Annotated in this window: 10 protein-coding genes and 1 tRNA gene; 3 read left to right on the top strand and 8 right to left on the bottom strand. The window is 43.2% G+C overall.

Going from position 1 to position 15,133, the window contains the following annotated elements:
- Window positions 1-102: 102 nt before the first annotated feature.
- A tRNA-Met gene (locus J5A55_RS09635) sits at window positions 103-175 on the top strand.
- Window positions 176-712: 537 nt separating this feature from the next.
- On the opposite strand, the gene J5A55_RS09630 is transcribed toward J5A55_RS09635, so the two are convergent.
- From J5A55_RS09630 to J5A55_RS09595, 8 genes are all read right to left on the bottom strand, one after another.
- On the bottom strand, window positions 713-916 hold the full coding sequence (locus J5A55_RS09630; RefSeq protein ID WP_004384215.1) for a hypothetical protein: 204 nt from the start codon (window positions 914-916) through the stop codon (window positions 713-715).
- Window positions 917-1,287: 371 nt separating this feature from the next.
- The gene (locus J5A55_RS09625; protein ID WP_199879837.1) at window positions 1,288-1,779 is read right to left on the bottom strand and encodes a pyridoxamine 5'-phosphate oxidase family protein; all 492 of its coding nucleotides are present in this window, start codon (window positions 1,777-1,779) and stop codon (window positions 1,288-1,290) included.
- 1,091 nt (window positions 1,780-2,870) lie between these two features.
- Window positions 2,871-4,532, bottom strand: coding sequence for an IS1182 family transposase (locus J5A55_RS09620; protein WP_211802955.1), 1,662 nt, complete (start codon window positions 4,530-4,532; stop codon window positions 2,871-2,873).
- Between the two features lie 1,256 nt (window positions 4,533-5,788).
- The gene (locus tag J5A55_RS09615; protein WP_004381606.1) at window positions 5,789-6,301 is read right to left on the bottom strand and encodes an Lrp/AsnC family transcriptional regulator; all 513 of its coding nucleotides are present in this window, start codon (window positions 6,299-6,301) and stop codon (window positions 5,789-5,791) included.
- A gap of 103 nt (window positions 6,302-6,404) precedes the next feature.
- On the bottom strand, window positions 6,405-6,875 hold the full coding sequence (locus J5A55_RS09610) for an ExbD/TolR family protein (RefSeq protein ID WP_004381607.1): 471 nt from the start codon (window positions 6,873-6,875) through the stop codon (window positions 6,405-6,407).
- Complete coding sequence (locus tag J5A55_RS09605) at window positions 6,872-7,420, bottom strand: ExbD/TolR family protein (protein ID WP_004381608.1); 549 nt, start codon at window positions 7,418-7,420, stop codon at window positions 6,872-6,874. The genes J5A55_RS09610 and J5A55_RS09605 overlap by 4 nt, the downstream gene beginning before the upstream one ends.
- Complete coding sequence (locus tag J5A55_RS09600) at window positions 7,417-7,935, bottom strand: hypothetical protein (RefSeq protein WP_004381609.1); 519 nt, start codon at window positions 7,933-7,935, stop codon at window positions 7,417-7,419. Before J5A55_RS09600 ends, J5A55_RS09605 begins: the two co-directional genes overlap by 4 nt.
- 347 nt (window positions 7,936-8,282) lie before the next feature.
- Window positions 8,283-9,113 (bottom strand): MotA/TolQ/ExbB proton channel family protein, encoded by an 831-nt coding sequence (locus tag J5A55_RS09595; protein WP_004381610.1) that lies wholly within the window; start codon window positions 9,111-9,113, stop codon window positions 8,283-8,285.
- Between the two features lie 945 nt (window positions 9,114-10,058).
- Here J5A55_RS09595 and J5A55_RS09590 point away from each other — a divergent pair.
- Complete coding sequence (locus J5A55_RS09590) at window positions 10,059-13,367, top strand: SusC/RagA family TonB-linked outer membrane protein (RefSeq protein ID WP_004381614.1); 3,309 nt, start codon at window positions 10,059-10,061, stop codon at window positions 13,365-13,367.
- A gap of 48 nt (window positions 13,368-13,415) precedes the next feature.
- A complete protein-coding gene (locus J5A55_RS09585) occupies window positions 13,416-15,104 on the top strand; it encodes a RagB/SusD family nutrient uptake outer membrane protein (RefSeq protein ID WP_004381615.1) in 1,689 nt (562 codons plus the stop codon).
- Window positions 15,105-15,133 lie beyond the last annotated feature (29 nt).

Below are 15,133 nucleotides of genomic sequence, written 5' to 3'. Positions count from 1 at the left end.
TTTTTTTCGATATTATTTGGTAGTTCGGATAAAAAGTAGTACCTTTGCACACGCAATTCAGGATTAGGACTAATTCAATTAGTCGTTATCTCTGATTAATATCGCGGGTTGGAGCAGTTGGTAGCTCGCCAGGCTCATAACCTGGAGGTCGCATGTTCGAGTCCTGCACCCGCAACACTTCATCGCTTAGGAATCCTTTTTCGAGGATTCCTAAGTTTTTTTTATATAGGAGTAATAAGTCTTTAAAGACATAATAACAAGTTATTAAAGACAGAGTAACATAGGAACAGAGGCAGGAATAGCAAGTTTTTAAGACAGAGTAACAGGTTTTTAAAGACAGAGTAACATAGGAACACGTGCGGAGTAGCAGATGTTTTAGACAGAAGGACATAGTGACATGGAACCCCCACCCAGCCTCCCCCAAGGGGAAAGAAAAGCCTCACCCCCAACCCCTCTCCGAATGGAGAGGGGAGTAAATACTACTATTAGCAAACAAAGAGGGCGTTTCTTCGATGTGAAGGAAGCCTCTCTTCGATGCAACGGAACGCCCTCTTCAAAGCGAGGAAGGCGTCTCTTTGTTTTTAGTTCTGCTGTTCCAGCTAACGAGGCATAGCCTCGCTACACCCCGACTATACACCACTTCGTATGCAAACCACTCCGTTTACTCCCCTCTCCATTCGGAGAGGGGACGGGGGTGAGGCTGCTTCTCCCATTAAAAGAGTTGCCAATCTGTAGGGACAGACGCCCTCGTCTGTCCGCCAGAGCACGCCAGATCTGCAACCAACTTCCCCGCTTTATGCGGACAGACGAGGGCGTCTGTCCCTACTTTGTGGCATCCTTTTGGATAGGAAGAACCATCCTCACTTGCTTCCGTTAGGCACTCCTCCCCTTTGGGGAGGCTGGGTGGGGTTTCCATACGAGGGCGTCTGTCCCTACGTTATAGCCTCACCTTCCAGCTCCTCTCCGAATGGAGAGGGGAGTGGATAGTACCATATGCCAACAAAGAGGGCGTTTCTTCACATCGAAGAGACGCCCTTTTCATTGCAAGGAAACGCCCTCGTCAAAGCGAAGAAGGCATCTCCTTGTTCTTGCTCCTGCTGTTCCAGCTAACGAGGTACAGTCTCGTTATACACCAACCCACCATCCCTTCGTACGCAAACAGCACTATTCACGCCCCTCTCCATTCGGAGAGGGGGCGGGGGAGAGGCTGTAGATGGGTTGAGGGAGAGGCTGTAGATAGGGCAGGGGAGAGGCATTTTCCTCCCCTTTGGGGAGGCTGGGGCGGCTCTAATCTGCCGTATGCACCTTCTTTCTCTTACCACTAAATTCGGTGAAGTCGATGCGTATTATCTCCACACGATGGAAACTCTTGTGGGCGTATTTATCGCCAATTTCCTTGAAGTCTGCCGATAATTTATCAATAAGAAGGTGTAGAGCGTGCATCTTCTCTTCGTCCGACAGATGTACACGAGCCCGTCCGAAGAAGATCGCACTCTCGTATTCTGTGGTGAAGTTACGCGGTAACAAGTGGACGTTACCAATGATGCATAACGACACATTAGGGTTCTTTTCAATCGCTTCCAACTTCCTTCCGGCTGGCGCACAATGGATATACACGCTGTGATCACCATCCCAAACGAAGTTGACGGGGATGCCATAACCAGCGTTGTCAGCCACCATGCTCAACACACCATATTCACCTTCTCTTAATAACTCAAGTGCCCGCTCCTCGTCCATCAGGCGATCCTGGCGACGCACCCCGTCATTTACATATTTCATTTTCATACTTTTTTATTGAGATCTTAAACGAGTACTTGATTTAAAACAAGTGTATCGTTTACGAATTATGTTTATAAATTAGGGTGTAAATAAGCCTCTTTTTTAGAGGAAAAAACCCTATACACTAAAAAAACCTTGACTGATTCACATCACCCAAGGTTTAAATACTAAAACTAAATTAACCACTAAAAAAACTTGATGCAAAGGTAGTGTTTTTCTTTTGAATACCAATACACTTACGCAGAAAACTTGCCTCTACACCCCAAACTTTAACCTTTATTTTGAAATGAGAGCCTTGTCTTGGCGATTGTGACATGTTAGGACAAATAGAGAAAAAGGTGGAGCAGATCAGAGGAGAGTACTGGTAAAGAACAACGGAGTGTTTATTATGAAAAATCTAAACACTTTATTGTTCGTAAAAAGCATGATATAGACGTCTATAAATGGACTTCTTTTTTCTTTATAATGGGCTTTTTTATCTATATTAGTATGTGTATTTTCTTTTACGAATGAGGGTCGTGCGGTGTGTAACGAGGCAGTACTTCGTTAGCTGGAACAGCAGGACTAAAAGCAAGAACGTGCCACAAAGTAGGGACAGATGCCCTCGTCTGGAAACCCCTCCCAGCCTCCCCTAAGGGGAGGAGTTCCTAACTACAACCTATTTGGATGGTTACTTCTATCCAAAGGGATGCCACAATGTAGGGACAGACGCCCTCGTCTGTCCGCTCCAACAGTCCACCTTACATTACAAGCAGCTTCCTCTATGCGGACAGACGAGGGCGTCTGTCCCTACTGTGAAGCAGATTCTTCAATCAACGAGAGGGACTTACTGCAATTCAAAATTCAAAGTTCATAATTCAAAATTGTGATTAGTTCTGTTTGAAATAAGGGTTTGCTGGAATGCTCGTGTAATATAGTTTCAGTGTATCGAGGTAGAGTTTCGTTCGCAAAGAGCAAAAGAGCAGAAACAAAGAGACGCCTTCGTTAAACAGAGATGAAGCCTCACCCCCAAGAGGGTGTGTCAAAATGGACACATCCTCTTTTCTACTCCTCTTTACTTCATCTACCGCATAATTCGTTATTTACTGCAGCTATGCCGCTAATTTCATATAAAATGATTTGTTGGGCTTCCAATAGCTTATATAAACTTCTATAGAGCATCTGAAGGTGACTAAAAGTACCTCCATAATAGCTTTTAGCTCCTTGAGATTATTTTTTTTGCACATTTTTCCTATGTTAAAGGCAATAGCAAAGAAGGCAAAGTCCATATTGACCTTGTCTTTTCCCAAATGCCTAAATCTCTTGTAGACTTTATTATATTTTGTTTGTCCAAAAACAGCTTCAGGTTCTATGCACCTTCGTCCTCGATGCTTGATGCCTTCTTCCGAGGTCAGTAGTTCCCGTGCCTTTTGTTTATAGTACTGTAGTTGGTGGTTTACTTCTATAATTCTGTTCCCTCTTGCCTTAAAACATGAGCCTCTCAACGGACAACCATCACAGCGTTCTGCCTGATAACGTACACTGTAAGTAACGAATCCATTAGAGGTTAGGGAACGCTTCATGCCTATACGCTTCATATGCTGTCCCATAGGGCAGACGTAGAAATCCTGTTCCTTATTATAATAAAGGCTTGCAGGACAGAATGGGTTAGGTGTATAGCGTGGATGCTGCTCTTTATGGAAGTAGTTATACTTCACATAGGCTTCCATATTATGTACGTCCATGAACAGATAGTTCTCCTCGGAGCCATACCCTGAATCGGCTACGACTGTCTTGGCATAACGATGGTAACGTGAGTTGAAGGACTCCAAGAAAGAAGGAAGTGTAAGCGTATCTGTACGGTTAGCATAGAGTGCAAAGTCGATGATAAACTGGTTCTCAGTTGCTATCTGCAGATTATATCCAGGCTTAGTCTGTCCGTTCCGCATAGCATCCTCCTTCATGTGCATAAACGTAGCATCAAGGTCGGTCTTGCTGTAGGAGTTTCTCTCCCCCATAATCTCAAGGTGTTGGTCATACTCTTGGAGTTTATTACGTTTCTTCTCAAGCTCTTTAAGCTGTTTTTTCTTGGTTCTAACAGCCTGCTTCTCTTCTTTTGTCTTAGGCTCAGGGGATGATTCCAAAGACTTGTTCAATTCCTCGGATATCTCATCGAGCAGAGCTGCAGTAAACTCGACACCTTCTGTCTTAGCGGCATTGTCCTGCGCTATGACATCATCAACCTGAAGCAAGAGTGTGCGTATTTGTTCCTGCAACTTGGCGCGGTTCTTTTCCACGGTTCTCTTCCAAACGAAGGTATACTTGTTGGCTTTCGATTCTATTTTTGTGCCGTCAATATATTCAACGTCAAGACTTATCAAACCTTTGGCTGCAAGTACTAATACCACTTGTGTGAAGATATTGTTGATTTCCTTTTTCACACGATTACGAAAACGATTGATGGTAATAAAATCAGGCTGCTCATATCCTGCCAGATAGATGAAATGAATGTCACGCTTGAGAAGCGACTCTATACGACGGCAGGAATAGATATTATTCATATAGGCGTAAAGAATAACCTTGAGCATCATTTGTGGATGATAAGGCTTGCGACCACTGGGCTTATAAAGCTTGTAGACATTATCCAACATAAGATTATCCACCAAGGCGTCTAAAAGACGAACAGGATCATCTTCTGCGATGTCCTTATCGATTCTTTGAGGAAAAAGAATCATTTTCTTGTGTATGTAAGAACGAAAGTGTACATTTGTCATAATGAGATTTTTTTGTATGCCTAAAGGTACAAAAACTTTAGGAAATAGCAAAGCCCTGGCTTGAGAAAGTCGGGGCTTTGTGCATAAAAAAGAGTGTGTGGCTATTTTGACACACCCTCCGGGGGTGAGGCTGTAGAAGGGCTGGGGGAAGGTCGTTTTTCTTTCTTTCTGAGGGGCGGGGGAAAACTTTCTGGGGGATCAGATGGGACTGTTCCCACACTCTTTAGTCTCGGCATAGACCATCATTAGTAATCAAATTATTAGACTTTATTCCGGCTCTGTATCATCTTGATAATTAAAGGCTTACACTGCTAACTGCCGACAAAATAGTAAGTTTCGACCGACCAGAGGGGAACTTCGAGCCGACAAATAGGTAGACTCTCTGCGACAAAATGGGAACTTATTTTAAACGAAAGCGACAGAAAGGGAAGAAGAGTGCGACAAATTAGTAGGTTGAAGTGCTTTTCTTTCCTTTTTCTTTACGTTTTCTTGATTATTTAGAACTTTTCCCTTGATTTCGATCTACTTTCTTCTCTTTTAAAGGTGTTTGTCTTTAATAATGGACTTGTATAACTATCATGTTATCAAAGATCTGCATTTATATGCGACAGATTAGTAAGGTTTTATAGAACAAAGCCTCCCCTGTTATGCGACAGATATGGAGTTTGTTGAAAAGAATTAAACTTTACACTTTTTTGTCGCCATTTATATAAATATATAATAGCACGTTTATGTTTGAAAATAGAGGAACCATTGGACAGAGTAAGGGGTTAGAAGCGACAGAGTAGACTCTAAGTTTGCAGCAAGAAACTTAAACAGGGTATAATCTCCCTTTAGGGAGTAAGGTTGATTCATTACCTTTGTTGTCAAAAAGAAGAACCAACCTACAGGATAGGGAAACTATAAAATGCATAGAACAGGAGCCTTATCCGACCTTAAAGAAGCCTCACCTCCGCCCCCTCTCCGAATGGAGAGGGGAGTAGATAGTACCATTTCCCACAGAAAAAACAACTCGTTTACTTGTCAACCAGTCACCTCGTCAACTCAAAGTAATCATAATTTTGAATTATGAACTTTGAATTTTGAATTAAAGAAAAGCCTCCCCTAACTAACTTCCGTTAGGCACTCCTCCCCTTGGGGGAGGCTGGGTGGGGTTTTCGGAAAACTTAGGAGGTGTTCTCTCTATATACCAAAAACAGGGATACACATGCTGTGTATTCCTGTTTGATATTAATATTCAGATTGATTGTGATTACTTACTCGTCATCATCGTTATCATCATCAAGCAACATTGTATCGGCTACCTTCATCCCTTCGATAGGTAGGGCGCGGTCGATAACGGCATTGTAAGAGATAGAACTCTCGCTACGTGACAGACCAAGGGGCATGAGTTTGTCATGGATGATAGACATCAGATGATGGTTATTATGTGCGTACATCTTTAAGAAGAGGTCGTATTCACCAGTTGTATAGTGGCACTCCACGATCTCTGGAATCTGCTTTAAAGCATCGACAACATCGTCGAACTTCTCTGGATTCTTTAGGTTAAGACCGATGAAAGCGCAGGTTTCGTAGCCTATACGCTCTGGGTCGATAACAAATTGCGAACCCTTTAGTACACCTAAGTTTGTTAACTTCTGAATACGTTGATGGATAGCTGCTCCACTCACATTACACGCACGGGCGACCTCAAGGAAAGGGATTCGTGCATCCTCAGATATTAAGTGCAATATCTTCTTGTCAAGCCTGTCTAAACTTCTATGTGCCATTCTGAATAAACTATTTATTTATCTGCAAAGATACAAAAAAGCCTTTAATCCGCAAAGAAAAAAGTCTTCTTTCGTAATAATCCACAACTAACAGTGATTATTCCTACCCTTTTTTATGGCTCATAGTGGCTGAGAAATTAACGTTGAGGATGTTTGCTTCACGCAGAGCTTGTTTAAGGTCAATGATCAAACCCATGTCTACGTGACGGTCAGCCTTTATGCTCACGCTTAACTGCTTGCGCTGTTCTGGAGGCATGGAGGCGGATAGATGGATGAGATAATTGCGTATCTCGGGAATGTTGGTGACCTTATCATTCATCTGCACAACGGGTGTTTGGCTTGTTACCTTGCCTGTTCCGTCCATCGGTCGACCTATATATATATGTTGAACGAGCGACTTATTGTCCAGTCGGGACAGTTCCGTAGCCGATGGCACTTGGTATTTTACGTGCACAGTAGCCTTTCGCATGTGTACAACTAACATGAAGAAGAAGAGGATGGAGAAGATAAGATCAGGCAAAGAAGCGGTGTTCAATGCTGGAATATCGTGGTTACGACGTCTGTAAAGTCTCATTCCGTACCTCCTTTCCCGGCTTTTCCTGTTGCAGGAATAGCATATACTTCGGATATTCTTAGCGGTATCTCGTCCATGATTTGAGCCTGTTGTTCATGACTACAAAGCTCAAATTCCTTTCCAAATAACTCCTCCGAACGAGCATTGCGAAGGGTATTATAAGCTTCAACTAACTGGTTTTGCACCTGCACATAGACGTCATACGAAGCCTTACGGGAGGTCTGCAGTTGTATCATGTGCGCCTTTCCGTTCGTCTCAACAAACTGTTGTACACGCTGATGGAGCGTCCCCACGGCAATAGCCTTACCCTCCAACTGCACCTTATTATCGTCCTCTATCGCAATACGCATCAGTTTCTTCCCATCAATGGCAGTTGCCTGTTTCTGCGTCTTATCCATCGGTGGTAACTGACGGGAGATTCCCTTGTCGAGGTCCATAGATGAGGCTACGAGGAAGAGGATCAACAACATGAATGAGATGTCGGCTGTTGATGTAGTGTTCAAGCTCGGTACTGTGCGTTTCTTTTCACGCCTAAATCGCATCATTTCTGGTGTTCCTTTCTATAATAACGGGTTGCTCCAAAGATCACAACACCAGCTGCTATGACCAGAAGTGACAATGAGGTATTGACGAACATATCGGTCACACGCAACCAAAAAGCATCTGTGAAGTGTGCTCCGTTGACCATCATTGCTTTCGAAGATCCCAATGCGAAAGACAGAACAAGGAGTAGAATCGTTACCCCGTAAGTAATATATGCAATCTTCCGAGACGGTATTCCATTGCTCAATCCCTCCTCTTGATTGCTCGTGCGCAGCCCTTTCACCATTGCTACTAACGCTGCAACAACAGCAACAACGAGCAAGAACCACATGAAACCGATCAGCACATCGGTGAGCAAAGGAGCATTAAATGCAGGGTCACTTGCCAATGGTTCGTTGAATCCAAATAGGTAGAATGCCATGAAGACAACGGCTATTAACGCGACTATCACGTAGAGGATTCGTTGCGAAATACGCTCCTCATCCATCTTAGTTATACCTTTTATCTTCTTCTTCATATAGTTAATTCAAAATTCAAAGTTCACAATTCAAAATTATGATGAGCATTAATTCACAATTCAAAGTTCATCATTCAAAATTATGATAAGCATTAATTCACAATTCAAAGTTCATCATTCAAAATTATGATAAGCATTAATTCACAATTCAAAGTTCATCATTCAAAATTATGATAAGCGTCAATTCACAATTCAAAGTTCACGATTCAGAATTATGATAAGTCCTGATTCCTAACTCATAAACCATCATTCTCAATTATAGATAGATGCTTTCAGCAATTGAAAGTAATCATAATTATGAATTTTGAATTATGAATTTTGAATTGAAACAAGCCTCCGTTCGCCCGCTATCTCTTGAGTTTATACTTCATAATAGCGTCTAATAAGGAGATTGCCGATTCCTCCATTTGCGCCGTGATGTGCTCTATCTTCGATAGAATATAGTTATAAAAAACCTGCAAAACAAGGGCTACGATGATACCAAAAATCGTGGTGATCAACGCTACCTTCATACCTGCTGCAACAATCGTAGGGCTGATGTCGCCCGCTTCCTGTATCTGATCGAATGCCATCACCATACCAATCACGGTTCCAAGGAAGCCCAGTGACGGTGCCATAGCGATGAAGAGCGTAATCCATGAACAGCCCTTTTCAAGGTTAGCACTTTGTACGCTACCGTATGAGGTAACGCTCCGTTCGATGTTATCAATCGAATCGTCAATGCGAAGCAAACCCTGATAACAGATTGAAGCAACGGGGCCGCGCGTGTCACGACTTAGTGTTTTTGCCCCCTCAATATCGCCTGCCTCAATCATATTCTCTAACTTACCAACGAAGCGTTTAGCGTCTATCTCTGACAGACTCAGATAGATGATTCGCTCAATGCAAAAGGCTAATCCTAATACTAATGATAGTGCCACAAGCGACATGAAGCCCGCATTTCCCTCAATAAACTTACGTTTCAACGACTGGTGGAAACCCATTGGCTGGGTCGCAGACTGCACCTTACTGGTATCGGCAACACCCGTATCGTTGAGAGCATCATCCGATAGAGTATCGGCTGACGCAACGGCTGTTACTGCTGGAGTTTGATTACTTTTCGTTTGTGCTGACACGATGGTTACGCCCGTTAAAGACATAACCGTTATCATTGCAAAAGCTGCAAATACTTTCTTCATAATTGATAACCACTTATGGTCTCCATTGATTTCTAAGGGCTACCTCGCCCTTTCTTTAACTTCGCAAAGGTATAGAAAATAATTCAAAATTCAAAGTTCACAATTCAAAATTATGATTAGGTAGAGTGGACGAGTTGATAGTTGACAAGTAAACGAGTTACTTGTACTGTTGTTAGATAGTATTATTTACAAACAAAGAGGGCGTTTCTTCGATATGAAGGAAGCCTCTCTTCGATGCGACGGAACGCCCTCTTCAAAGCGAAGAAGGCGTCTCTTTGTTTTTAGTTCTGCTGTTCCAGCTAACGAGGCATAGCCTCGCTACACCCCGACTATACACCACTTCGTATGCAAACCACTCCGTTTACGCCCCTCTCCATTCGGAGAGGGGACGGGGGTGAGGCTGCTTTTCCAACAGAACAAACAGCTCGTTTACTTGTTAACCAGTCCACTCGTCCACTCATACCAACCACACTTTAGAAGTTAAGCAAGACCTTTGGGGAGGACATCCCCTCCTTCGGAGGGGCTTGGGGAGGCTTTAATTTTGAATTATGAATTATGCATTTTGAATTACACAAGAGCCTCTTTAATGCGTGTTTTATTTACATTTTTTAAACAGAAAGATGCTTTTTAGTTGCATAAGATACGTATTTTTAGATTATAAATAACATTAGATACAATAAAATTGAGGGCTAAATGAATTTTTTATATCAATTGCTTGCTTTTATTCTAAATATTCCCTAAATTTGTCATCGAGCCTGTTAACAATGTATGATAGGCTTCAAAATATGATAATTAGTTACTAATAACATTAAAAAGTGGCAAAAGTCACAAAAAAAGAGACCTAATTCTATACTTAAAATAACTATGCGAAGCATTATTGCTGAGCGGTGTATTTAATAGTATAATATCACTATTTCAATTCAAGTTAAATCAAAAACGAGATCTATGGAGAAAAGATTAGCACTGTTCTTGTTTGCTCTCTTGCTGTCGATTGGTACAGCTTTCGGACAAACGAAGATTACGGGTACTGTTGTTTCTCAGGACGATGGTGATCCCATCATAGGTGCTTCTGTCATGGTACAGGGCACGACGATGGGTACAGTTACCGACATTGACGGTAAGTTCTCACTTGATGTTCCTGCAGGAAAGAAACTTGTTGTGAGTTACATTGGTATGGTTACACAAACCTTGAGTCCGAAGGCTGGGATGAGGGTTGTGCTTTCTAACGACAATCACACTCTAAATGAAGTGGTCGTAACTGGTATGACCCAACAGGACAAGAGATTGTTCTCTGGTGCGGCAACAAAGATTGATGCATCGAAAGCAAAGATAGACGGTATGGCGGATGTGAGCCGTTCTTTGGAAGGACGAGCAGCCGGTGTGAGCGTTCAAAACGTGTCGGGAACCTTTGGTACAGCACCTAAGATTCGTGTGCGTGGTGCTACTTCTATCTTCGGATCATCAAAGCCTCTATGGGTTGTAGACGGTGTCATCATGGAAGATGTGGTCGATGTATCGGCTGATGAACTCTCTTCAGGTGATGCTAACACCCTTATCTCTTCAGCTATTGCGGGTTTGAACTCTGACGATATAGAGAGTTTTCAGATCCTGAAGGATGGTTCTGCCACCTCTATATATGGTGCGCGCGCGATGGCGGGTGTGATTGTTGTAACGACAAAGAAGGGTCGTGCAGGTCAAGCACACATCAATTACACTGGAGAATACACCTTGCGACTGAAGCCAAGTTACCGCAATTTCAACATAATGAACTCTCAAGACCAGATGGCGATCTATCAGGAATTGCAGCAAAAGGGCTATCTTAACTATGCAGAGACGGCTAATGCAGCCAATAGCGGTATCTACGGAAAGATGTATCAACTGATAACTCAATACGACCCAGATAAGGGGCAGTTCGGACTTCCTAATACGGAAGCTGCGAAACTGGCGTATCTTCGTGATGCAGAGTACCGCAATACGAACTGGTTTGACGAACTCTTCTCTAATGCCATCATGCACAATCACTCTGTAAGTGTGTCCGGTGGTACGGATAAGAGCCAATACTATGGTTCTTTGTCAGCAATGTTCGACCCAGGATGGACGCTTGACAGTAGGGTTCAACGTTACACCGCAAACCTCAACTTTACACATAATATAAGTAAGAAGCTCTCTGTCAATCTCATTGGCAACGCTTCTTATCGTAAGCAGAAGGCTCCGGGAACGTTGAGTTCAGATACTGATCCAGTAACTGGAGCAGTAAAGCGTGACTTCGACATCAACCCTTATTCTTATGCGCTGAATACATCCCGTGCATTGGATCCACACACTTTCTACACACGTAGTTATGCACCGTTTAATATCTTCAGTGAGCTTGAGAATAACTATATGGACTTGGCAGTGAACGACTTCCGTATCTCTGGTAGCATTGATTATAAGCCTACGAGCAAGTTGAAGTTCACTTTCTTGGCTGCTGTGAAGTCAGCTGCTACATCGCAGGAGCATAATATTCTTGATAATTCAAATCAAGCGCTTGCTTATCGTGAGATGGGTACATCAACCATTCGCAAGACTAACCCATTCTTGTACAAAGACCCTGATCACATCTACGACTTGCCTATTACGGTTCTTCCTTATGGCGGTATCTATGAGAGAACAGACAATAGCTCGTTCGGTTGGGACACCCGTCTTTCTGTTTCTTATAATGATGTATTTGCAGAGAAGCACATCGTTAACGTCTATGGTGGTATGGAAACAAACTATACCAACCGCCATTCTACATGGTTCCGTGGCTGGGGTCTGCAATACACGAAAGGTGAGATTCCACTCTACGCATACCAAGTCTTCAAGAAAGGACAGGAGGAGAAGTCGGATTACTTTTGGATGAATAACACTCATTATCGTAGTGCTGCTTTCTTCGGAACAGCCACTTACTCTTTTGCACATCGCTATCAGGTGACTGGTACGGTACGCTATGAAGGAACCAACTACTTAGGTAAGGCACGTTCTGCCCGTTGGCTTCCTACATGGAACATATCAACCGCTTGGAATGCACATGAGGAGAGTTGGTTTGCCAATACATTTAAGGATGCACTCACACATGCTACTTTGCGCTTGAGTTACTCACTAACGGGTGACCGTCCAAATGTAACCAATGCGCTCCCAATTTATCGTAGTTCAACGCCTTGGCGTCCGTTTGCAAGTTTGTCAGAAACGGGTATGAGCATGACAATGGGTAACCCCGATCTTACTTACGAGAAGAAGCATGAGTTCAACATCGGTGCTGACTTAGGTTTCTTGAGCAATCGCATTAACTTCAGTATAGATGCTTACTGGCGTAATAACTATGACCTTATTGGTTACTTCAATAGCCAGTTGTATGGTGAGTTCATGCGTGCCAACGTTGCTTCTATGCGATCACATGGTTTGGAGTTCACGCTTTCTACACAGAATATCAAGCGTAAGAACTTCTCTTGGAACAGTGACCTTATCTTCTCACATGCCAAGAATAAGATTACTGACCTTTACTCTCCAGCACGTATCTTAGACCTTGTGAAGGGTACAGGTTTCCCACTCGTGGGTTATCCAGTACGCTCAATGTTCTCTATCCCGTTCCGTGGTTTGAATAAAGAAGGACTCCCAACGTTCCTCGATCAGAATGGTAATATTACCACAACGGGCATCTACTTCCAAGAACGCGACAAAGAGAAGACAAAGTTCCTCAAGTATGAAGGTCCTATCGACCCTACTATTACGGGTTCATTGGGTAACTCCTTCCGTTACAAGAACTTCTCGCTGAACATCTTCGTAACTTACTCTTTCGGCAATGTCATCCGTTTGGACGATATTTTCAGCAATGAGTATGACGACCTGACATCCATGACTAAGGAGTTCCGTAACCGATGGGTTGTACCCGGAAATGAGAAGACAACGAACGTTCCTGTTATAGCTTCTCGCCGTCAGAACTTCAATGATTCTAATCTAAAGTATGCTTACAGCGCATATAACTATTCGGATGTTCGTGTGGCAAAGGGCGACTTCATTCGTATGAAAGAGATCTCTTTGGGTTACGACTTCCCTAAGTCTATCGTGAAGATATTGGGTGTTAACACACTTGCAATGAAACTTCAGGCAACCAATCTCTTCTTGATTTATGCCGATAAGAAGCTCAACGGACAGGATCCGGAGTTCTTCAATACTGGTGGTGTGGCTGTTCCTACACCAAAGCAGTTTACTTTGACGCTGAGATTAGGACTTTAAGAGAGACAATAAGAAACTGTATTCTCATAATAGATAGATATTTATAATATGAAAAAGAAATATATTTTCCTATCGGTTCTGGCTACTGCAGTATCTGTAACTACGCTTTCTTCTTGCGATGATTACCTTGATACAATGCCGGATAACCGTACTGTTCTTGATACAGAGGATAAGATGTCAGACCTTCTGACAAGTTCCTATCCTTCTAACGAATACGCTCTTGTGAACGAACTGATGTCGGATAATGCTGATTACTATGGTGCAGAGAATCCTAACGGAGAGCGTTTGGGTGACCAGATATACTTCTGGAAGGATGTTACCGAGTCTGCGAATGAGGCACCGACACGCCTTTGGTCGTCATGTTACTTGTGTATTGCGAATGCTAATCAGGTGCTCGAATCACTCAAAGAGTATAAGTTTTCGGATGAAAAGGCACAACAGCTGAAGGCGGAGGCATTGCTATGTAGAGCTTATGCACACTTTATCTTGGTCAATGAGTTTGGTCTTGCTTACAACACAAAGACGAGCGCAAAAGATCCAGGAGTACCTTTGTCGACAAAGGTGGAGAAGATTGCTGCTAAGTATCAACGTGCTTCTGTGGCTGCTGTCTACGAACAGATTGATAAGGACTTACAGGAGGCTTTGCCATTAGTAGGCGATAACTATAAGGTGCCTAAGTATCACTTCAACGTGAAAGCGGCTTATGCTTTTGCCACTCGGTTCTATCTCTTCTATGAGAAATGGGATGAGGCTATCAAGTATGCCGACCTCTGTTTGGGTGGTCAAAATGGTCCGCTGCGTGACTGGTCAGTACTCGGAAGCATGGCAGATGATAATTATGCATTGATTGATCATTATATCAGTGCAGACTTAGGATGTAACCTTATGTTCTCCGACTTCTACTCTTCTTCAGGTATCTACCTCGGTGCATACGTTGTTTACAAGCGCTATTCTCATGGTCGATTCCTCGGTGCCAACGAGGACATCTTGGCTAACAATGTATGGGGATCAGGCGGTTATTACAAGCGACCAGTTAATATGGCGGGTGCGAACTTCGATATTTGTCTCTTTAATAAGATGGCTTACAAGTTCCAATATATCGACCCTGTGGCACAGACGGGATACCGTCGTCTGACCTTGCCATTGTTTACTACGGATGAAGTCTTGCTTAGTAGAGCAGAGGCACTCATAATGAAGAAGCAGTATGACAAGGCTTGCGAAGACCTCAACGCATGGATGCACAACATCGTAAATACTACTGTTACGTTGACTCCAACACTGATTCAAAACTTCTATAACGGCGTCAATTACTGTTATGATGATGCTGATCACTTGCAGTCAACAGTAAAGAAACACCTCCACCCAGCCTTTGATATTGATGCAGAAGGCTCTGTACAGGAGACGATGTTACAATGTGTATTAGGCTTCCGACGCATTGAGACTGTACAAGAAGGTAAGCGTTGGTGGGACATCAAACGCTATGGTATTGAGATTCCACGCCGTGAGATGGATGCCAGCGGTCAGCCAAGTAAGGTCTTGGATGTGCTGAAGAAGGACGATCCACGTCGTGCCGTTCAGATTCCTCTACCGCAGCGTAACGCCGGAGTTCAGCCTAACCCACGTAACGGGGAGAGCTCAACTGTGGTTGCACCAGCTGGTCCTTGGGATAAATTCTCTGGTAATGTAACAACGGATATAGACCTCTCGAAGCAGCTCATCAGGGCTCCGAAGAAGTAATAATGTTGGTTATTTAAATAAGACATAGT

The organism is Prevotella veroralis (genome assembly GCF_018127765.1).
GTDB classification, from domain to species: Bacteria; Bacteroidota; Bacteroidia; order Bacteroidales; family Bacteroidaceae; genus Prevotella; species Prevotella veroralis.
This window is presented reverse-complemented; position numbering and strand designations above follow the sequence as displayed.

Coding starts and splice junctions, on each gene's coding strand:
- J5A55_RS09620 (WP_211802955.1), bottom strand. CDS start 4,532: ATGACAAATGTACACTTTCGTTCTTACATACACAAGAAAATGATTCTT.
- J5A55_RS09610 (WP_004381607.1), bottom strand. CDS start 6,875: ATGAGACTTTACAGACGTCGTAACCACGATATTCCAGCATTGAACACC.
- J5A55_RS09595 (WP_004381610.1), bottom strand. CDS start 9,113: ATGAAGAAAGTATTTGCAGCTTTTGCAATGATAACGGTTATGTCTTTA.
- J5A55_RS09590 (WP_004381614.1), top strand. CDS start 10,059: ATGGAGAAAAGATTAGCACTGTTCTTGTTTGCTCTCTTGCTGTCGATT.
- J5A55_RS09615 (WP_004381606.1), bottom strand. CDS start 6,301: ATGGCACATAGAAGTTTAGACAGGCTTGACAAGAAGATATTGCACTTA.
- J5A55_RS09605 (WP_004381608.1), bottom strand. CDS start 7,420: ATGATGCGATTTAGGCGTGAAAAGAAACGCACAGTACCGAGCTTGAAC.
- J5A55_RS09585 (WP_004381615.1), top strand. CDS start 13,416: ATGAAAAAGAAATATATTTTCCTATCGGTTCTGGCTACTGCAGTATCT.
- J5A55_RS09630 (WP_004384215.1), bottom strand. CDS start 916: ATGGAAACCCCACCCAGCCTCCCCAAAGGGGAGGAGTGCCTAACGGAA.
- J5A55_RS09600 (WP_004381609.1), bottom strand. CDS start 7,935: ATGAAGAAGAAGATAAAAGGTATAACTAAGATGGATGAGGAGCGTATT.
- J5A55_RS09625 (WP_199879837.1), bottom strand. CDS start 1,779: ATGAAATATGTAAATGACGGGGTGCGTCGCCAGGATCGCCTGATGGAC.